The organism is Pseudomonas sp. TE50-2, assembly GCF_040813665.1.
GTDB classification, from domain to species: Bacteria; Pseudomonadota; Gammaproteobacteria; order Pseudomonadales; family Pseudomonadaceae; genus Aquipseudomonas; species Aquipseudomonas soli.
In genome coordinates this window covers 1,750,525-1,769,655 of the sequence record NZ_JBFNXN010000001.1, presented here as the reverse complement: position 1 = coordinate 1,769,655, position 19,131 = coordinate 1,750,525, and the positions used below count along the sequence as shown (strand labels likewise).

Sequence of the window (19,131 nt, the reverse complement as noted above, 5' to 3'; positions counted from 1 at the left end):
ATCCGCAATGACCTCCCTTTCCAGTTGGCAGGCCCGGCCAGCCCTCCAGGCAGCCGTCGACGACCTGCTTGCCCATTACAGTGATCTGCGCCGCTACCTCTGCGGGCGGCTGCGCAACCCTGACGACGCCGCTGATATTGCCCAATCCAGCTTCGCCCAGGCCTACGCCCATGCGCTCAACGCACCGGTGATCAATGCCCGGGCCTTGCTGTTCCAGGCGGCGCGCAACCTGTGCATCGATCAGTACCGGCGGCGCAGCACCGAACTGGCGGCGCTGGAAGACTGGCTGGCACGGGCTGACTGGCTCAGCCCCAGCGTTGAAGAAATCATGATCGCGCGCGAACAGTTGCAGCACCTGATCGCACGCATTGAACGCATGCCCAAACTGCGCCGCGAAGTGTTCGTGCGCGTGCGTCTGCACGGCCACAGTCACCGTGAAGTGTGTGAGGCCTTGGGGCTGTCGGCCAAGTCGGTCGAGCTGCATATCGCCCGGGCGGTCTTTGACCTGTCCGAGCTGCGCCTGGCGAGCCGTCATGACTGAGCCGGCCGCGCCACGCAAGGTGCAGCAAGCGCTGGTCTACCTGGCGGCGCTGCAAGGGGATGATCCCGAACGCGTGCGCAAGACCCATGGCCTGGCGCAGCGCTGGCGCGGTCGCAGCGCCGAGCATGAACGCGCCTGGCTGGAGGCCGAACAGCGCTGGCAACTGGTTCACCGCCTCGCCCCGCAACTGCGTGGCGCCTTGCAACCGCAGGCTTGTGATGTGGGGCGTCGGCGGGTGCTGCGCCAGGGTGGCGCGCTGGCCTTGCTGCTGGCCGCAGGTGGCTGGCTGGGCTGGATGTACAAGCGCACCGCAGCGTTCGGCCTGGACCTGCAGACGGCCCATGCGCAAGCGCCGCAGGCCTTGGCATTGCCCGATGGCAGCCAGCTGCTGGTGGCCGCTGAAAGCAACCTGCGGGTGCGCTTCGATCACGGCCAGCGCCAGGTCCTGTTGCTGCACGGCAATGTCTTCTTCGATGTGGCTCATGAGCTGTGGCGGCCATTCCTGATCAGCACGCGCCTGGGCGTGGTACAGGTGCTGGGCACCGCGTTCACGGTCAGCGACCGGGGTGGTCAGGTCCAGGTGGCCGTAGCCAGGGGGCGGGTGCAGGTGCGCGACCTGCAGGGTGGCGAACAGGTGCTGCAGGCTGGCGAGCGTATTTGCCTGGAGGGCGAAGGGCGGTTGGGCAGCTTGCGCGCCGGTGGCCAGTACGGGCCAGACCAGGCGCATTGGCAGCGCGGTTGGTGGTCGTTCACCGACCAGCCGCTGGTCGAGGTGATCGGTGAGCTGAACGCCTATGCCGCGCAGGCCGTCAAGGTCGATCCCGGGCTGGTCAACCTGCGATTGACCGGGAGTTTCCCCAGTGACCGGCCAGAGGTATTGCTCGATGCCTTGCCGGGCATCCTGCCGGTCAGCGTGCAGGCGTTGGGTGGGCAACGTCTGATCGTGCCGCGCTGATCCTCTGAAAAACGTTTGAGGGGTAAACCGTCGCTGCCGCGTCATCAGCTGTGAACCCACCTCCTGCAAGGACTGATCATGTCGCTTTTCACCTCCCGCTTCCCCGGCACCCTGCGGCGCCTGGCACTGGCCTGCGCCCTGGGTGGCAGCGGCCTGGCCCTGGCCGATAGCCAGCCGCTGAACCTCGACTTGCCGGGCCAGTCGCTGGAGGCCACGGTGCATGCCCTGGCCCATGCCTCGGGAGTGGCGATCGCCGCCGACAGTCGTGTATTGGCCGGGCGCAGCACGCCTGCCTTGCAGGGCCGCTACACCGTGCTGCAGGCGCTGCGCCAGCTGCTGGCCGGCAGCGACCTGGTGGCGGTGGAGGAAAACGGCGTGATCATCCTGCGCGGCCCGACCGACCAAGGTGCCCTGACCTTGGGGGCGACCACGGTCAACGCCTCTGGCTTCAACAGCGACCTGCCGGAAAGCTACAGTGGCGGCCAGGTGGCCCGCGGCGCGCGCATCGGCATGCTGGGCAATCGCGACCTGATGGACACCCCCTTCAGCGTCACCGCCTACACCGCCAAGACCATCGAGAACCAGCAAAGCGGCACGGTCGGCGCAGTACTGCGCAACGACCCGTCGATCCGCTTCAGCACCGGCGAAGGGCATGCCTACGAGAACTTCATGATCCGCGGTTATGCGCTGGACTCCACCGAGCTGGCGCTGGGTGGCCTTTACGGCCTGGCGCCCGATGGCCATGTGCCGACCGAATTCCTCGAGCGCGTCGAAGTGCTCAAAGGGCCGGGCGCTTTGCTCAATGGCATGGCGCCCAACGGTGGGGTGGGCGGGGTGGTCAACCTGATGCCCAAGCGCGCCGGCGATACGCCGCTGACCCGGCTGACCAGCAGCTACGTGTCCGATGGCTATGTCGCCGAGCATGTCGATGTCGGGCGGCGCTTTGCCGAGGGGCGCTTCGGCATTCGCTTCAATGGGGTCTATGGCAGCGGCGACACCGGCGTCGACGAGCAGTCCAAGGACCGCACCTTGGCGGCGTTGGCACTGGATTACCGAGGGGACGACTTCAAGCTCGAGCTGGATGCCTACGAAAGCCACGAGAAACTGGAGAACGGCAGCCCGATGATGGCCGGCTTCAGCAGCCTCAATCACGTAACCCGCGCCCCCAAGCCAGACACCAACATCCTCGAAGGCATCCACGCCCGGCAGATCAGCAAGGCCGTGGTGGTGCGTGGCGAGTACCAGCTCGATGACAGCTGGACCGCCTATGCCAGCGTCGGTGGGGCCCGCACCCGCTACGACGGCTTCCTCAACGGCACCCGGGTGGTGGTGAACAAGGCCGACGGTACGGCCACGGGCGAAACCTACAACCAGGCCGGCTACACCCACAGTCTTTCCACCGAGGCCGGCCTGCGCGGCAACTTCATGACCGGCCCGGTCAGCCACCAACTGGTGCTCAGCACCACTTTGCTGCACCAGGACATCGGCCGTGCGCCGACGGTCACCGGCGCCAAGTACCCCACCAACATCTACCACCCGGGCAAGGCGATCATCGCGGGTGACCACGGCAGCAGCGACAAGACCGGCGACAACACCCTGTCGAGTTTTGCCGTGGCCGATACCCTGGGCTTCATGGACGAGCGTGTACTGCTCACCCTCGGCGTGCGTTCCCAGCGCGTGCGGCAGAAGATGAGCAACCCTTCGTACGACGAACGCAAGCTGACCCCCGCCGTGGGTATCGTGCTCAAGCCCTGGGAGGCGCCGGTATCGCTGTATGCCAACTACATCGAGGGCCTGACCCAGGGTGGCATGGTCACCGACCAGAAGGCCGCCAACTACGGCGAGCAGTTCGCGCCCTATGTCGCCAAGCAGATGGAGGCCGGGGTGAAGTGGGACCTGGGCGACTTCACCCACACGCTGGCGGTGTTCCAGATCGACAAGCCCAGCATGATCTACGACAAGCCCAGCAATCGCTACAACGACGACGGCGAGCAGCGCAACCGTGGCGTGGAGTGGACGATGTTCGGCGAAGTCGTCCCCAGCGTGCGCCTGCTCGGTGGCGTGACCTACACCCGTGCGGTGCTGAGCAAGACCGCCAATGGCGCCATGGACGGCAACACCGCCCGCGGCGTGCCGGCCTGGTCGGCCAACCTCGGAGCCGAGTGGGACCTGCCTGGGGTCGAGGGCCTGACCCTGACCGCCCTGGGTATCCACAGCAGCTCCCAGTACCTCGATTCCGCCAACCAGCTGAAGATCCCGCAGTGGACCCGCTATGACCTGGGCGCGCGCTATGCGACCAAGGTGCTGAGCAAGGACGTGACCCTGCGCGCCAGCCTGGAGAACGTCGAGAACCGCGCATACTGGGCCGGTGTGTTCAACGATGGTTATGCGACTGTCAGCGAACCGCGCACGCTCAAACTCTCCGCCAGTGTCGACTTCTGAGGTGAGCATGCAGCGATTGAAGCGCTTGGTCGGAGCATGCCTGCTGGCCACGCTCTATTCGAATCTGGCCTTGGCGAGCACGTACGCCGATCTCGAGGTTGGAAAGCCGGTTGCCGGCCAGGTCGGCGCAGCGCATCCGCCAGCCTGGCAAATGACGCTCAAGGCCGGGGACCTGGTGCGTGGTCGGCTCGACGGTGACGTCAGCCTGCGCCTGCTGGACGCCGAAGGGCGTCCGTTGCGCCTGCTGATCGACGGCCTGGACCAGCCCCGCGAGTTCCTCTTCGTCGCGCCACAGGACGGTCGCTACGCGGTGCGCGCCGAACCCCTGGCGATACGTCCGGCGGCGCGTTTCAGTCTGAGCCTGGAGCAGGTCCTGCCTGTCGGCGAGCAAAGCCGTACACCGGCGGCGCTGCTCAGTCCGACCCTGCGCGCCCTGCAGCAGCACCTGGCAACGGGTGGCACCAGCGAAGGCTTCTGGCAGGCCCGTGCCGTTGAGGGAACGCCATTGGTCGAGGCCATTGCTGGGCAACCCGGCAAGCGCCTGGTCACCTTCCTCTGGCGCGGGGCACGGGACAACGTGAGGATGTTCGGCGCCCCTACAGGCAATCACGAACCGCTGTCCCGGCTGGGCACGAGCGATGTCTGGTTCCACAGTTTCGAGGTGCCTGCGACGACCCGCCTGAGTTATCAGATGGCGCCGGATGTGCCGGTGTCCGACGACCGCCGGGTGATCCTGGCCAGTACCCGGCGCGACCCGTTGAACCCGAATACCTTTGCCGACACCAGCGGCGACGCCTGGTTGTCGCGCTCACGGCTGGAACTTGCGGATGCCCCACCCCAGCCGTGGGTGGCCGAGCGTGCCGGGGTGGCCCGTGGCAGCCTGGAACGCAGGCGCCTGGCCAGCGAGGTGCTGGGCAACGAGCGCGACATCTACCTCTACCGCCCGCCAGGTTGGCGCCCGGGCAAGGCCGACCAGGCCTTGCTGGTGCTGTTCGATGCCCATGCCTACACCCGTCAGGTGCCGACGCCGACGATACTCGACAACCTGATTGCCGACGGCCTGATCCCGCCCACCGCAGCGCTGATCATCGCCAACCCCAGCAGCGAAAGCCGCGAGCGGGAGTTGCCGCCCAATCCACTGTTTGGACGGTTCATGGCCGAGGAATTGATGCCTTGGGCCAGCCACCAGGGGCTCGCGGCACCGGCCTCGCGCACCGTGGTGGCAGGGTCCAGTTACGGCGGCCTGGCGTCGGCCTACCTGGGCCTCAGGCACCCGGAGTTGTTCGGCAATGTGCTGAGCATGTCCGGTTCCTACTGGTGGCCGATGGCCGCTGACGAATCTGGCTGGCTAACCCGCGAGTACGTCAAGGCACCTCGCCAGCCGTTGCGGTTCTACTTGCAGTCGGGTCTGTTCGAAGGGCCGAAAATTCTCGATACCAACCGCCACTTGCGCGATGTGTTGCTGGCCAAAGGGTACCGGGTGGAACAGGTGGAGTTTCCGGCTGGGCATGACTATCTGCAGTGGCGGGGGAGCCTGCCCTGTGGGTTGATCAGCTTGCTTGGGCAGGGGACACAGGCTGTTGCGCGAGCCTGTGTGCCGTAATACCGAGCCCACGTCCCGTTCAAGGGGCGTTCTGTCGGATCAGTGGGAAAGTGCTTTCAGAACATGGTCAGGATCGTTGTGGATGGCCCTCAACAGGGCTTTGGCGGGCCCTGTAGGTTCTCGACGTCCCTGTTCCCAGTTACGCAAGGTGGCCACCTGCACGTCGATCATCTCGGCAAAGCGTAGCTGTGATAGCCCGGTCGACTTGCGAATGCTTTTTACCTGGAGGGCGTCGATTTCGAACTGACGGGAGGGAGGGCGTTGACCTTGGATGATCTCATCCATTTGTTCAACGCTTTCCATCAGTTCGTCGAAGAAACGGCTCATGGCTGGCTCCAGTGTTCGATAACAGCTTTCAGTGTCTTGCGCTGCGTGGCGCTAAGGTCTGACTGTTCATTCTTGGGATAGATATACAGCATGGCTATCTGTGACCTGGCGACGAAGTGGTAGTAGATAACTCTGGCGCCACCACGTTTACCATGCCCATTTGCCGGGACGCGGATCTTGCGCAGGCCGCCGGTTTCCTCTACGAGTTCCCCAGCGTCGGGGCACATCATGAGGCGGACTTGAAGCATTCGATAGGCTTCATCGTCGAGCAGCTCTCTGACGCGTTTGGTAAAGATGGTTGTTTCGGTGAAGAGCATAGCAGAAGGTACGCCATTGGCGTAGCCGATCCCGGGATCATTGCTACGAGTTGAAGATGAATGGCAAGGCTACCGATTGGTGACTGCGTAGCTGCATCATTCCCTTCTGGTGATGGCGTAGTCCCTTTCTGTTACTCGCTCGTACCCTCCCGCCGAGCCCTGTTGCGCCATACCCGATACGCCCGAATCCCCGCTCGTACCGAGCCGAACAGCAGTTTTTCCTCCATCTCCCGCGCCATCCCGGAACGCACCAGCATGCGCAGGAAGGTGCCGCGGGCGCGGGCGATGGCGAAGTGGATGCCCTGGGCGGCGAGGGTGTCGCGCACCTCGCGCAGGGCGGCGATGCCGCTGACGTCGATGCTGGTCACAGCTTCCGCATCGAACAGCACCACCTGGGTTTTCTCCACGTTCTGCACGGCTTCGAGCAGGCGCATCTTGAAGTAGTCGGCGTTGAAGAACAGGATCGCGTCGTCGAAGCGATACACCAGCAGGCCCGGCACGGTACGGGCATCCTTGTGCTGGCGCACGTCCACCTGGCCCTCGATGCCCGGCACCCAGCCAAGCACCGCGTCGGTGGGCTGGTAGATGCTGTAGAGCAGGCGCAGGATGGCCAGGGTCACGGCGAACACGATGCCCGGCAACACGCCCAGGCCGAGTACGCCGACCGTGGTCAGCAGGCACAGCCAGAACTCGAAGCGGCTGAGCTTGCGGATGGTCTTGAGCGACTTCACGTCGATCAAACCCCAGCCGGCCATGAGCAGCACCGCGCCCAGCGCAGCCTGGGGAATCCAGGCCATGGGCGCGGTGAAGAACAGCAGGATCAAGGCGATCACCAGTGCGGCGATGATGCCCACCAGCTGGCTCTTGCCGCCGACCATGTCGTTGACTGCGGTGCGCGAGTCGGCGCCGCTGATGGCGAAGCCCTGGGAAATACCGGCGGCCAGGTTGCTCACGCCCAGCGCGAGGAACTCATGGTTGGCGTTGATCGCGTAGCCGTGGCGGGCGGCGAAGCTGCGGGCGGTGAGCATGGCGCTGCAGAAACTGATGGTGGCGATACCCAGGGCGTCGCGCAGCAGGCTCTTGGTTTCCGCAAGGGAGCTCTGTGGCCAGGCCAGCTCGGGAATGCCCGCCGGCACCGGGCCGAGGATCGCCACACCGAAACGATCCAGGCCGAACAGTCCGGCCAGGGCGGTGAATACCACCACGGTCACCAGCGCCGCCGGCAGCCGCGGATAGCGCCGTGGCAACCAGATCAGCAGGCCCAGGCCGGCCAGGCCAATGGCCAGCGTCAGCCAGTGGATCTCGCCCAGACGCTGGAAGAAGTTGATCAGGCTGAGGATGAAACCGTCGCCTTCGATCTTGAAACCCACCACCTTCGACAACTGCCCGGCGAGCAGGCTCAGGCCGATGCCGTTGAGGTAGCCGATGAGGATCGGCCGCGAGAAGAAGCTGGCGATAAAGCCGGCCCGCGCCACCCCGGCAGCGATCAGCATCACGCCCACCAGCACGGTGACGATCACCGACAGCTCGGCGATGCGTTGCGGGTCGCCCATGGCCAGCGGTGCCACGGCGCCGCCGATCATGGCGCAGGTGGCGGCGTCCGGGCCGACCATCAATTGCCGTGAACTGCCGACCAGAGCATAGACCATCATCGGCAGCACGCAGGCATACAAGCCGTACTGTGGCGGCAGGCCGACGATCTGCGCATAGGCGATGGCGATGGGGATCTGGATCGCGGCCACCGACAGGCCGGCCTGCAGGTCAGCATGGAACCACTCGCGGCGGTAGTGCAGCAGGTTGGCCAGGCCCGGTAGCCAGCGGGAGAGAAACATGCGCAGTCCTTTGGAGGTGTTTCACAAAGCGTAGCGGTCAGGCGCCACGAACGACTGGGCATTCAAGCCAATTGGCGTGGCGATGGCTATGGGCCAGATCAACAAAGGTACGCTGGAAACGAAAAAAGCCGTTGACGCTCCTTTTGACAGAGACGACGTGGACGGAATACGAGTTGGAGCGGGAGAGCGAATCGAACGGTTTTAGGACAAAACTTCGGGCAGGGGAGATTGAGCGGCTAAGGAATTCGCGAGGAGCGCTTTCATTATCGTTTTTGAGTAAACCATCTGGATCGGTAGCGAATTTGTGTGTTCCGTAGTATTTTTGCGTCTGACGGCTGACGGTATCGTTTTGCGGTGATAGTCAAAAAATATTAGCGTTTTTGGGCTTCCGGTAGAGGTTTTTCCATGCAGGTCGGTTTCAAGGCGTTAGCCACTCGGTACGGAGTTAATCCGGTACAACCTCTGCGCGTCGATTCGGCCATCGGCACAGTGCGAGCAAGCCGCGACACCGGTAGTCAAGTAGAAAACAGGTTTCCGCCCAACTACCGGCCCGACGACGATTTTGCAGGCCACTTCGAGTTCGGGCTCAAATACGAGGAGATTCACCTTGAGTTCTTCGCCCGCCTGTTTGCCGTCGTAGGACCCGAGCCAGTCGAGGCTTGGTGCCGGCGTTCCCCTTTTGGCCAGTACGCTCGGCGCACCGGTTTTCTATACGAGTGGCTGACGGGGCAACATCTGGATGTGCCTGATGTGACCAATGGCGCCTATATCGATGCCGTGTCGCCTACCCACTACCTGACCCGCACGACGCCGCTTCGATCTCGCCGCTGGCGGGTCAACGACAATCTGCCAGGCATGCCTGAGTTTTGCCCGCTTATCCGGCGAACCGACACCGTACAGCAAGCCTTGCAGTTTGACCTGAGAGCCGCTTTGGGAGAGCTCGATCAGACCTTCGGCCCCGACATCCTGATGCGGACGGCGAGTTGGTTGACGTTGAAAGAGTCGCGCGCCAGCTTTCTGATTGAAAAAGAGGAAGGCCAAGCCAGCCGCATCCAGCGCTTTGCACATGTCATCGCGCAACACTGCGGCCATATCGAAGAACCATTGAGTGACCGAAGCCTGCATCTCTTGCAGGTAGGTATCCTGGGGCACGATGCATTTGGCCTGGGGTTGCGGCGCTCCCCCGTTTTTGTAGGGCAATCCACGATGCGCGAGAACATCGTGCACTACGTCGCCCCTCATTTTGACGACCTTGCCCCGATGCTTGCTGGCCTCAACGAATTCGAGATGGCCACCCGGGGCGCTGAGTCGCTTGCGCGCGCCGCGGCATTGGCGTTCGGCTTCGTCTACATCCATCCGATGAGAGACGGAAATGGGCGAATCCACCGTTTCCTGATCAACGACACTCTGGTTCGGGACCAGGCGGTTCCGAATGGCGTGATATTGCCTGTTTCAGCAACCATTACCAGCTCGACCGAGTTCCGTGCCGGCTATGATGCGACACTGGAGCAGTTCTCCCGACCCTTCATGCGGCGCTATGCGGCATCCTGTCGCTTTGGCACGCTTGTGGCCTACGAAGACGGTACGCCGAGCAACTTCGAGTTCGACGATTACGAAGATGCGCGCTTCGCCTGGCGCTATCCGGATCTGACCGCACATGTTCTCTATACCGCGCGCGTCGTCGAACACACGATTCGAACGCAGATGGCGGAAGAAGCCAGGATCCTTGTCATCTTCCAGCTCGCCCAAGAGCGTTTAAAAGATGTTGTGGAGATGCCAGACCAGGATGCAAGCCGCATCATTCGCGCGGTGAAGGAGAATGGCTGGAATGTTTCAGGCAAGCTCAAGAAGCAATATCCGCAGCTCGACGACGAGCGCCTCGCAGCGCGAATCGTGGAGGCCGTTCGGTCGGCGTTTGAAGACCGAGAAGGGCAATGAGGATTGACCTTGGTATTCTCAGCGGTGCTTTGAATTTCAAGCGCAGAAACGAAAAAAGGAGCCGAGGCTCCTTTTGACAGCGACGACGTTAATGGAACGTCGTGCGGGGAATGCGAGATGGAGCGGGTAGAGGGAATCGAACCCTCCTCAATAGCTTGGGAAGCTATAGTTTTACCAATAAACTATACCCGCTTCGAAGCCAGACTTTTTACCAGAACCCTCCTCGAATGAGAAGCCCCAAGCTTGTAAAAAAGCCTGTCGGCGGCCCGTAGCCTGCGGGTGGCGAGGGCTACAGGACGCCGATGCGTTCAGATCGCCAGTGCATGCTGCCCCGGTTCCTGTGTGTAGCGTTGGCGGGATTCACGCAAGGCCGGCTTGAGGAAACCGAGCATGGCATCGCGGGTATCCTCGCAGGCGCTTTTGTGTTCCATGTCCAGGAAGTGGCCGGCCCCGCGGATCACGCTGAACTGGCTGCGCCCCACATGGCGGCTGAACTGGCGCGCATCCTCGACGGTGGTGTACTCGTCGCGGTCGCCGTTGATGAACAGCACCGGGATGTCGATGTTGCGCGCGGCCTTCAGTGCCCGCTCCAGGTCGTGGTCGAGCACCTGGTTGATGTGGAAGTGCATCTGCGCGTACTCATGGCTGTCCAGGCTGCTGACGTGCCGGTAGTTGAAGCGCTTGAACAACGATGGCAGATACTTGCCGATGGTGTCGTTGACCAGGTTGCCCACCTGGTAGCGGTCGCAGGCGGCCAGGTACTGGCAGCCGCGATCCAGATAGTCGCGCATCGGTTCGTTGATCACCGGCGAGAACGAGCTGACGATGGCCTTCTTCACCAACCGTGGCTGGTGCGCCAGGGCCAGCAGGGTGCAGGCGCCGCCCCAGGAGAACGACATCACGTGATCGGCACGGAAGTGCTCGATCAGTTCGAGCAGGATGTGCGCCTCGGTCTCCTTGGTCAGCAACCGTTCATGGCGGTTGTGGGGTTTCGACTTGCCGGCGTACGGCTGGTCGTACAGCACCACGTTGAACTGCGGGTGCAGGTTGCGCACTGTCTGTGCAAAGGACGCCGTCGTGGCCAACGAGCCATTGATCAGGATGATCGTCTTCTCGGCGCCCTGCGCGCGATGGAACTCCGTGTAAACCCGGTACTGCCCTTGGATATCAAGTACAGCGATTTCTGGCCTCATGTCATCGACTCCTGGCGCAAAAAGGGTATTCGCGTCACCTCGTGGCCTGCGTGGTCGCTTGGCGGGCTGGCGCCGAACCGACCGGAATGGCCATCAGGGTGCACGTGCTTTATGACAGGTAGGCATTCGCCTGGAACTGAAAACCGGTGGGCCCTTGTGTCGATCCTTGACGCTGGTGTCGACGGTATTGTTGTGGCGGGCGATTACCGTGCCCCAGGGCATCGAGACCCCGGGTGGCCGGTAAAGGGCGTCTTGGACTACGGTTGTGACTGGTGGGTCACATGCAGACCGACGAGTTAGCAGTCAAGCAGCGCGGGCAGGATCGCGCAAGTGCCGTCGGGACAATCTTTCGTGGGAAACCGCCGAATGGTGATCGACTCAGACCGAGGCGATTTCCGCGTCGGTCAGCGCCCTGAACTCTCCAGGATGCAATATCGGGTCCAGTGTGATCGACCCCATGCTTTCCCGATGCAGTGCCACCACCTTGTTCTGGAAGTGTCCGAACATCCGCTTCACCTGGTGATAGCGGCCCTCGACGATGGTCAGGCGCGCGCTGCGCGGGCCGAGGATATCCAGCTGCGCCGGCAGGGTGGTGAGGTCTTCGAAGGCGAAGTAGAACCCTTCACGGAACTTGTCGACGTAGTGCGCACCAATCTCGTCCTCGGTGTGCACCAGATAGGTCTTGGGCTGCTTGGTCAGTGGCTGGGTCAGGCGCCGCGACCACTGGCCATCGTTGGTCAGGATCATCAGCCCGGTGGTGTTGTAGTCCAGGCGCCCGGCGATGTGCAGCTCATCGCGCAGCGCCGCCGGCAGCAGGTCGAGCACGGTGCGGTGCCGCGGGTCCTGGGTGGCGCTGACGCAACCGCTGGGCTTGTGCAGCATCAGGTAGCGTGCCGGGCGCCCGGCCTGGTGGACCTGCTCGTCCACTTCGACGCGGCTGAATTCACGCACTTCCAGCAGCGGGTCGGCGGTCGCCATGCCGTCCACGCGCACACGCCCTTGCGCCAGCAGCAGGCGCACTTGCTGGCGGTTGTAGCAGGGCAGGTTGCCGAGGAATCGGTCGAGGCGCATGGAGGGTCGTTTGCGGGAAATCGGCGCGCAGTCTAACGGATAGTGCGCGCCTGCGCTGCCTTGAGCTGCGCGTCCACCTGTGCGCAGCGCGGGCACAGGCAGGCCTTGTTGCGCAGTTCGGCGGGCAGGGCTTCGATGACTGCCGAGTCGATGACCACCTCGAAGCACCAGCAGCCTTGCGTGGCGTTGCGCGGATCGGCCAGGCCGCATTGGTTGAGGGCGCCGCAGGCGGGGCAGCGTTGGGGGTCAGGCATGGTCGGTTCCGGGCATCTCGCTGCAGACGCGATTGCGTCCACCTTGTTTGGCACGATAGAGGGCGTGGTCGGCGCGGGTCAGCAGATTGTGCAGGCTGTCGCCGCGCTGCAGGGCGGACAGGCCGATGCTCGCGGTCAGGCGCAGTGGCTGGTCGGCATAGCTGAAGGTCAGCTGCTCGGTGCGCCGACGGATCTTCTCCGCCACTTCGATGGCCTGGCGGCCTTCGGCTTCACGCAGCAGCACGATGAACTCCTCGCCGCCCCAGCGGCAGAGTATATCGGACTGGCGCAGGCTGCCCTGCAGCACATTGGCGAACTGGCGCAGCACTTCGTCGCCGGCCAGGTGGCCGTGGGTGTCGTTGAGGGCCTTGAAGTGATCGAGGTCGATCAGCAGGGCGACCAGCGGCGCGTTGTCGCGCTGGGCCTCGACCAGCGCCTGGCCGGCCAGCAGGTCGAAGCTGCGGCGGTTGGGCAGGCCGGTGAGGCTGTCGAGGGTGGCCAGCGCCTCGGCGTTGTCCTGGTGGCGCTTGACCATGGCGTTGAGCAGCGACAGCACGACCAGGGTGATCATCGCGCAGATCGCCAGGTTCAGGTACAGCGACTGGCGGATGCGCTCCAGGGCGCCGGTTTCGCGCTTGTCCACCAGCAGGTACCAGCCCAGCTCCGGCAGCAGGCGCACGTTGAGGAAGTGGCTGTGGCCGTCGTTGTCGGTGTACTCATGGCTGCCGGTGGCGGGTGTCGGCATGCGTGCCAGCAACGCCTGCCACTGGTTGCTGTCGCCCAGTTGCTGGCCGGCGCGCAAGCCGTGGGGGCCACCGTCGGAGCCGGTCAGCAGGACCTTGCCCTGGGCATCGGTGAACAGCACCGAACGCTGGTACCTGCGTTGATAGTCATCGATCAGGCGCACCACCGACTCCACGCTCAGGCCCACCCCGGCGGCGCCGATAAAGCGTTGCTGGTAGTCGAGCACGCGGTGGTTGATGAACACGGTGAGCTTGTCCTGATTGGCCATGTCCAGGTCGACATTGATCTCGTAGGGCTTGTTCGACTGGCGCAGGCGGAAGTACCAGGCGTCGCGCCAGGCATCGGGGCGTACCTGCTTGAGCACGCCCTTGGCCTGGTAGTAGGTGAGGCTGCGGTCGGAAACGAAGAAACTGGTGCAGGTGACCTGGCTGCCCATTACTTCGCCGAGGTAGCGGGTGACGCGCGTGGTGTCCTGCTCGCCGCCCAGCACCCAGTCCCGCAGGAAGGTGTCCTGGGCCATCATCGATGAGATCAGCACCGGGCGAATCAGGTCTTTCTGGATTTCCGAATAGACCGTGTCGGACGTTAGCGGCAGCTCGGTGTTGACGATCCCGTCGCGGATCGCTCCGCGCGAGGCGTAGTAGCTCAACAGCGAGGTGGCCAGGAAGCCGCAGGCCAGCAACAGCAGCAGGGCAAGGATCAGCGAGCGTTGCGAGAACAGGGCGGAGGGCGAAGGCATGATCTTCCCGTGAAGTGTGCCGGTGGCCACATTCTAGTGAGATGACCGAAAAATGACTGCATGTTTTTCAGGGTTATACGACCTGTTTCAATTTGTTGCAGAAATGGCACCGAACCCTGGCGCGACTGTCTTATCCAGTGTCGATGAACGCATTGCCGTCGACGCCCGCCAGCGCCGCTGTGCCGGGCACCCCTGCGGTCCAGGAGGCCGCCATGTACCCACGAATCCTGCTCATCGTCCTGCTCGGACTGCTGACATCCGCCTGCGCCCCTTACTACGCGGACAACGGCTACTACCGCCGTGACTACTACACCAGCGATCGCTACGTTTACCCTGGCTACTACCGCCAGGATCGCTACTATGTGGCGCCGCAGCCACGCTATTACTACCAGCCCGCGCCGCGTTACTACCGGCCCGCACCGGTGCCTCATTACCGCCCTTATCCGGCGCCCGGCGTGCAGCCGCGCTGGCAAGGCAACCCACGTTACGACTATGGCAACCGCCAGCGCTACGACTATGGGCGCGATCGCGACCGCCACGACTATCGCAATGATGATCGCCGAGGTGATCGCTGGCATTCGAACGGGCAGGGCAATCGCGACCGTCGACCAGACGGCGGGCGAGGTGGCGAGCGAGGCTGGTCGCGTTGACCGCGTGCAGACAGGCCCCGCGATGCGTTATCCCAGTTCCGCCAGCGGGTGCCGTCCCTCCCAGACCTTGCTGAAATGTGCCTCCACCACCGCCGCTGGCACCTGCGCCACATCCGGCCAGTGCCAGTGCGGGGTGTTGTCCTTGTCCAGCAGGCGGGCGCGCACCCCTTCGCTGAACTCCGGGTGACGGCAGCAGTTCAGGCTCATCGTGTACTCCATCTGGAACACCTGGGCCAGCGAAAGGTGCCGTGCCCGGCGGATCTGTTCCCATACCAGGTGCGCCGTCAGCGGGCAGCCCTCATGCAGGCGCTGACCCGCCGCCGCCAGCAACGGATCGGCATGCCGGGCCAGGCCGGCCAATGCCCGCCATGCCGCGACGGGATCGGCCACGTCGAGCACTTCGTCGATCACGGCCCGACGTGCCAGCCATTGCCCTTCGGGCAGTTCCACGCAGGCACGGTGCTGTTCGGCCTTGAGCAGGCTGTTGAGCTGCAGGGCGGTCTGCTCCTGCCAGTTCAATTGCAGCAGCTCTTCGATCAGCGCCTCCTGCTGGTGCTCGCCCAGGAAGCGGTCGGCGAGGCCCAGGTCCAGCGCGTCGCGGGCATTGAGGGGCGCGCCGGTCAGCCCCAGGAACAGGCCAAGCTTGCCGGGCAGGCGAGCCAGGAACCAGCTGGCGCCGACGTCGGGATACAGGCCGATGCTGATCTCGGGCATGGCCAGGCGACTGCTGGGGGTGACGATGCGCACCGCGGCGCCTTGCAGCAGGCCCATGCCGCCGCCCAGCACGTGGCCATGGCCCCAGCACAGCAGGGGCTTGGGGTAGGTGTGCAGATGATGGTCGAGACGGTACTCACTGGCGAAGAAGGTGGCCGCAAGCGGCGGTACGCTGCCGGGGTGTTCGCGGCACGCCTGGACCAGCGCCCGCACGTCGCCGCCGGCACAGAAGGCCTTCGGCCCGTTGCCGCGCAGCAGCACGCAGACGATCCCGGGGTCGCTGGCCCAGGCGCGCAGCCGTTCGTCGAGCACTTCGATCATGGGCAACGTCAGGGCATTGAGCGCCTTGGGCGCGTCAAGGGTGGCGATGCCGATACGGGCGCCGTCGGCGCCGGTCAATACCTCGCATTGAATGGACATGGGCTACCTCGCGCAAATCATCCCCTCAGTATGGCCTGCCGCGCCGAAGCTGCCGGTCGTCGGTCGGATCGATTGACAAGCCGGCCAGGCTTTCCTAGTGTCGCGGCACTTTGCTTTTGGATGCCCCCATGACCGACGACGATCGCATCAAACTCGAGCCCAGCTGGAAAGCCGCGCTGCGTGCCGAGTTCGACCAGCCCTACATGCATCAGCTACGCGAGTTCCTGCGCGGCGAATACGCCGCCGGCAAGGAGATCTACCCGCCCGGGCCGCTGATCTTCAACGCCCTGAACTCCACGCCGCTGGAGCAGGTCAAGGTGGTCATCCTCGGCCAGGACCCGTACCACGGCCCGGGCCAGGCCCATGGCCTGTGTTTCTCGGTGCAGCCGGGCATCGCCACGCCGCCGTCGCTGGTCAATATCTACAAGGAGCTGCAGCGCGACCTCAACCTGCCGATCCCCAGCCACGGCTACCTGCAGAGCTGGGCGGAGCAGGGCGTGTTGCTGCTCAACACCACCATGACCGTGGAGCGGGCCAATGCGGCTTCGCATGCGAAGAAGGGGTGGGAATTCTTCACCGACCGGATCATCCAGGTGGTCAGCGAGCAGTGCCCGAACGTGGTGTTCCTGCTGTGGGGCGCGCATGCGCAGAGCAAGCAGAAGCTGATCGATGCCAGCAAGCACCTGGTGCTCAAGTCGGTGCACCCGTCGCCGTTGTCGGCCTACCGTGGGTTCTTTGGTTGCGGCCATTTCAGCCGCACCAACAGCTTCCTCGAGCAGCGCGGCATGGCGCCGATCAATTGGGCGTTGCCACCGTTGTGACCTGAAAAGAGGGCCGCGAAGCGGCCCATCTTGCTCAGTGCCTGGCCCACTGCCGGAACAACGGCTCGGCCAGGAACAGCACGAACAGCAAGCGCATCACCTGCAGCGCCGTCACCAGCGGCACCGACAGTTGCAAGGTCTCGGCCGTCAGGCTCATCTCGGCGATGCCCCCGGGCATCATGCCCAGGGTCAGCGAGCGCAGGTCCAGGTGCGTTAGCAGGCTCAGCGCCCAGGCCGCGCCGGCGGCGATCAGCATGCACAACGCCGTGGCCAGCAGGGTGCGCCCCAGGAAAGATGGTGCGCGGCGAAAGAACGCCCGGTTGAAGTGGCAGGCCAGGCCACTGCCGATCAACCACTGGCCGATCTGGCTGGCGCCGTTGGGCAGGCCGATCTGCAGGTTACCCGCCAGGCTTACGCCGGCAGCTACCAGCAACGGCCCGAACAGCCAGGGGTTGGGTTGGCGCAGGCGTTGCCACAGCAGTGCCATGAGCACCCCAAGCGGCGCGATCAACGCCAGCCAGCCCCAGCTCACGCTGCCGGCATGGTTCAGCGGCACGCCATCGCCCAGCAGCAGCTTGAACAGTGCTGGCACGCACAGCACCACCGCCAGCACCCGCAGGCTCTGCGCCGCGGCCACCTGGCTGAGCACCGCGCCATTGCGCGCGCCGAGGTTGACCATCTCGCCCGAACCGCCCGGCATGCTGGCGAAGAACGCCGTTGCCCGGTCTTCACCGGTGCGCCGCAGCAGCCACACGCTGATCACACTGGAGAGGGTGGTGAACAACGCGCCGAAGAAGATCAGCGCGAAGTGGCTGGCCACCTGTTCGATCACCGCCGGGGTGAAGTGCAGGCCGATGCCGATGCCGATGATCCACTGTCCGCACTTGCGGCCATTGGGGATTTCACTGAGCTGCCAGGGGGTCAGGCAGCGCACCAGGATGATCGCCAGCAACGAGCCGACCATCCACGGCAAGGGCCAGCCGACCTTGCTGGCGGCAAAACCGCCCGCAAGGCCGACCAGCCCGGTGGCCCAGAACAGTGGCAACGACCGGTCAGGCATCGGCCATGGCCCGGCGCTGCAGGGCACGTTTGCGCCAGATGCGCAGCAGCGGCAGGCTCAACATGCAGACCACCAGCACCCACACGCCCATGCTGATCGGGCTCGACCAGAGGATGCCCAGCTCGCCATTGGAGATCGACAGCGCGCGGCGCAGGTTCTGCTCCATCAGCCCGCCGAGGATGAAGCCCAGCAGGATCGGCGACAGCGGGAAGTCCAGCTTGCGCAGGATGTAGCCCATGATGCCGATGCCGACCATCAGGAACAGGTCGAAGGTGGTGGCATGCACTGCGTACACGCCGATCGCGGTGATGATCGCGATCACCGGCACCAGTGCCCAGTTCGGCACGGCAAGGATGCGGGTGAAGATACGGATCATCGGGATGTTCAGGATCACCAGCATGATGTTGGCGATGAACAGCGAGGCGATCAGGCCCCAGACGATGTCCGGTTGCTGTTCGAACAACAGCGGGCCGGGGGTGATGTTGTACAGCGTCAGGGCGCCGATCATCACCGCGGTGGTGCCCGAGCCTGGCACGCCCAGGGTCAGCATCGGCACCAGGGCGCCGCAGCAGGAGGCGCCGATGGCGGTTTCCGGGGCAGCCAGGCCGCGGGCGTCGCCCTTGCCGAACTTGCCTTTTTCGCCGGCGATGCGCTTCTCGGTCATGTAGGCCACGGCACTGGCCAGGGTTGCGCCAGCGCCCGGCAGCACACCCATGAAGAAACCAAGCAGGCCGCAGCGGATGTTGACGGCGAACACCGACGCCGCTTCCTTGAGGTTGAACAGCATGCGCCCGGTGGCCTTGACCGCCACATGGCCATGGTGGGTCTTCTCCAGCAGCAGGAGGATCTCGCTGATCGAGAACAGCCCCAGCACCAGCACCACGAACTGGATGCCGTCGGCCAGGTGCACGCTGTCACCGGTGAAGCGGTACACGCCGCTGTTGGCGTCGATGCCCACCGCCGAGAGGAACAGGCCGATCAGCGCGGCAATGAACGTCTTCAGTGGTTTGTCGCCGGCCATGCCGCCGAGGGCGACGATGGCGAACACCATCAGCACGAAGTACTCCGCCGGGCCGAAGGCGATTGCCCATTTCGCCAGCAGCGGGGCGAACAGCACCATGCCGCAGGTGGCGATGAAGGCACCGATGAACGAGCTCCAGGCCGACAGCGACAGGGCCACGCCGGCCAGGCCCTGGCGGGCCATGGGGTAGCCGTCGAGGGTGGTCATCACGGTGGAAGCTTCGCCCGGGATGTTCAGCAGGATCGAACTGATCCGCCCGCCGTACTCGCAGCCCAGGTACACGGCGGCCAGCAGGATCAGCGCCGACTCCGGCGGCAGGCCGAGGGCGAAGGCGATAGGGATCAGCAGGGCCACGCCATTGATCGGGCCCAGGCCCGGCAGCAGGCCGACCACGGTGCCGATCAGGGTGCCGGTCAGGGCGGTGACCAGGTTGTACGGGCTCAGGGCGACGCCGAAGCCCTGGCCCAGGTAGCTCAAGGTATCCATGTG

The 19,131-nt window shown here is 64.4% G+C and carries 17 protein-coding genes and 1 tRNA gene; 7 read left to right on the top strand and 11 right to left on the bottom strand.

What is annotated here, in order from left to right; all coding sequences use genetic code 11:
* Positions 1-7 precede the first annotated feature (7 nt).
* The 4 genes from AAHK21_RS08065 (at position 8) to AAHK21_RS08050 (ending at position 5,541) form a co-directional block, all read left to right on the top strand.
* Positions 8-541 (top strand): RNA polymerase sigma factor, encoded by a 534-nt coding sequence (locus AAHK21_RS08065; protein ID WP_046856892.1) that lies wholly within the window; start codon positions 8-10, stop codon positions 539-541.
* Positions 534-1,496 carry a FecR family protein gene (locus tag AAHK21_RS08060; protein ID WP_367856946.1) on the top strand — a complete coding sequence of 321 codons (963 nt, stop codon included), beginning with the start codon at positions 534-536 and terminating at the stop codon, positions 1,494-1,496. The genes AAHK21_RS08065 and AAHK21_RS08060 overlap by 8 nt, the downstream gene beginning before the upstream one ends.
* 78 nt (positions 1,497-1,574) lie before the next feature.
* The gene (locus tag AAHK21_RS08055; protein WP_367856945.1) at positions 1,575-3,938 is read left to right on the top strand and encodes a TonB-dependent siderophore receptor; all 2,364 of its coding nucleotides are present in this window, start codon (positions 1,575-1,577) and stop codon (positions 3,936-3,938) included.
* A 7-nt stretch (positions 3,939-3,945) separates the two neighbouring features.
* On the top strand, positions 3,946-5,541 hold the full coding sequence (locus tag AAHK21_RS08050) for an alpha/beta hydrolase (RefSeq protein ID WP_367856944.1): 1,596 nt from the start codon (positions 3,946-3,948) through the stop codon (positions 5,539-5,541).
* Positions 5,542-5,580: 39 nt separating this feature from the next.
* Here the strand turns inward: AAHK21_RS08050 and nadS are convergent, their stop codons facing one another.
* The 3 genes from nadS to AAHK21_RS08035 all read right to left on the bottom strand — a co-directional run bounded on the left by nadS (position 5,581) and on the right by AAHK21_RS08035 (position 8,017).
* The gene (nadS, locus tag AAHK21_RS08045; protein WP_367856943.1) at positions 5,581-5,868 is read right to left on the bottom strand and encodes a NadS family protein; all 288 of its coding nucleotides are present in this window, start codon (positions 5,866-5,868) and stop codon (positions 5,581-5,583) included.
* A complete protein-coding gene (locus tag AAHK21_RS08040; protein WP_367856942.1) occupies positions 5,865-6,185 on the bottom strand; it encodes a type II toxin-antitoxin system RelE/ParE family toxin in 321 nt (106 codons plus the stop codon). Before AAHK21_RS08040 ends, nadS begins: the two co-directional genes overlap by 4 nt.
* A 131-nt stretch (positions 6,186-6,316) precedes the next feature.
* The gene (locus AAHK21_RS08035; protein WP_367856941.1) at positions 6,317-8,017 is read right to left on the bottom strand and encodes a SulP family inorganic anion transporter; all 1,701 of its coding nucleotides are present in this window, start codon (positions 8,015-8,017) and stop codon (positions 6,317-6,319) included.
* A gap of 405 nt (positions 8,018-8,422) precedes the next feature.
* Here AAHK21_RS08035 and AAHK21_RS08030 point away from each other — a divergent pair, with 405 nt between their 5' ends.
* Positions 8,423-9,955 (top strand): Fic family protein, encoded by a 1,533-nt coding sequence (locus AAHK21_RS08030; RefSeq protein WP_367856940.1) that lies wholly within the window; start codon positions 8,423-8,425, stop codon positions 9,953-9,955.
* A 118-nt stretch (positions 9,956-10,073) separates the two neighbouring features.
* Here AAHK21_RS08030 and AAHK21_RS08025 read toward each other — a convergent pair.
* The 5 genes from AAHK21_RS08025 to AAHK21_RS08005 all read right to left on the bottom strand — a co-directional run bounded on the left by AAHK21_RS08025 (position 10,074) and on the right by AAHK21_RS08005 (position 13,956).
* Positions 10,074-10,147: transfer RNA gene (locus tag AAHK21_RS08025), tRNA-Gly, on the bottom strand.
* A gap of 116 nt (positions 10,148-10,263) precedes the next feature.
* Positions 10,264-11,148, bottom strand: coding sequence for an alpha/beta fold hydrolase (locus AAHK21_RS08020; RefSeq protein WP_367856939.1), 885 nt, complete (start codon positions 11,146-11,148; stop codon positions 10,264-10,266).
* 378 nt (positions 11,149-11,526) lie between these two features.
* Positions 11,527-12,219, bottom strand: a complete 693-nt coding sequence (locus AAHK21_RS08015) for a pseudouridine synthase (protein WP_367856938.1) — start codon at positions 12,217-12,219, stop codon at positions 11,527-11,529.
* Between the two features lie 32 nt (positions 12,220-12,251).
* Complete coding sequence (locus tag AAHK21_RS08010) at positions 12,252-12,473, bottom strand: cysteine-rich CWC family protein (RefSeq protein ID WP_367856937.1); 222 nt, start codon at positions 12,471-12,473, stop codon at positions 12,252-12,254.
* Positions 12,466-13,956, bottom strand: coding sequence for a diguanylate cyclase (locus AAHK21_RS08005; RefSeq protein WP_367856936.1), 1,491 nt, complete (start codon positions 13,954-13,956; stop codon positions 12,466-12,468). Before AAHK21_RS08005 ends, AAHK21_RS08010 begins: the two co-directional genes overlap by 8 nt.
* A gap of 212 nt (positions 13,957-14,168) precedes the next feature.
* Here AAHK21_RS08005 and AAHK21_RS08000 point away from each other — a divergent pair, with 212 nt between their 5' ends.
* Entirely contained in the window at positions 14,169-14,606 is a 438-nt protein-coding gene (locus AAHK21_RS08000) for a hypothetical protein (protein ID WP_367856935.1), read from the top strand.
* Positions 14,607-14,633: 27 nt separating this feature from the next.
* Here AAHK21_RS08000 and AAHK21_RS07995 read toward each other — a convergent pair whose 3' ends face one another.
* On the bottom strand, positions 14,634-15,740 hold the full coding sequence (locus AAHK21_RS07995) for an enoyl-CoA hydratase/isomerase family protein (RefSeq protein WP_094010150.1): 1,107 nt from the start codon (positions 15,738-15,740) through the stop codon (positions 14,634-14,636).
* Positions 15,741-15,868: 128 nt separating this feature from the next.
* Here AAHK21_RS07995 and ung point away from each other — a divergent pair, with 128 nt between their 5' ends.
* Positions 15,869-16,561, top strand: coding sequence for a uracil-DNA glycosylase (gene ung / locus AAHK21_RS07990; RefSeq protein WP_046856879.1), 693 nt, complete (start codon positions 15,869-15,871; stop codon positions 16,559-16,561).
* A 34-nt stretch (positions 16,562-16,595) separates the two neighbouring features.
* On the opposite strand, the gene AAHK21_RS07985 is transcribed toward ung, so the two are convergent.
* Together AAHK21_RS07985 and AAHK21_RS07980 are read right to left on the bottom strand one after the other, a co-directional pair.
* The gene (locus tag AAHK21_RS07985; RefSeq protein ID WP_038705536.1) at positions 16,596-17,621 is read right to left on the bottom strand and encodes an AbrB family transcriptional regulator; all 1,026 of its coding nucleotides are present in this window, start codon (positions 17,619-17,621) and stop codon (positions 16,596-16,598) included.
* Positions 17,614-19,128, bottom strand: coding sequence for a tripartite tricarboxylate transporter permease (locus AAHK21_RS07980; protein ID WP_046856877.1), 1,515 nt, complete (start codon positions 19,126-19,128; stop codon positions 17,614-17,616). The genes AAHK21_RS07985 and AAHK21_RS07980 overlap by 8 nt, the downstream gene beginning before the upstream one ends.
* Positions 19,129-19,131 lie beyond the last annotated feature (3 nt).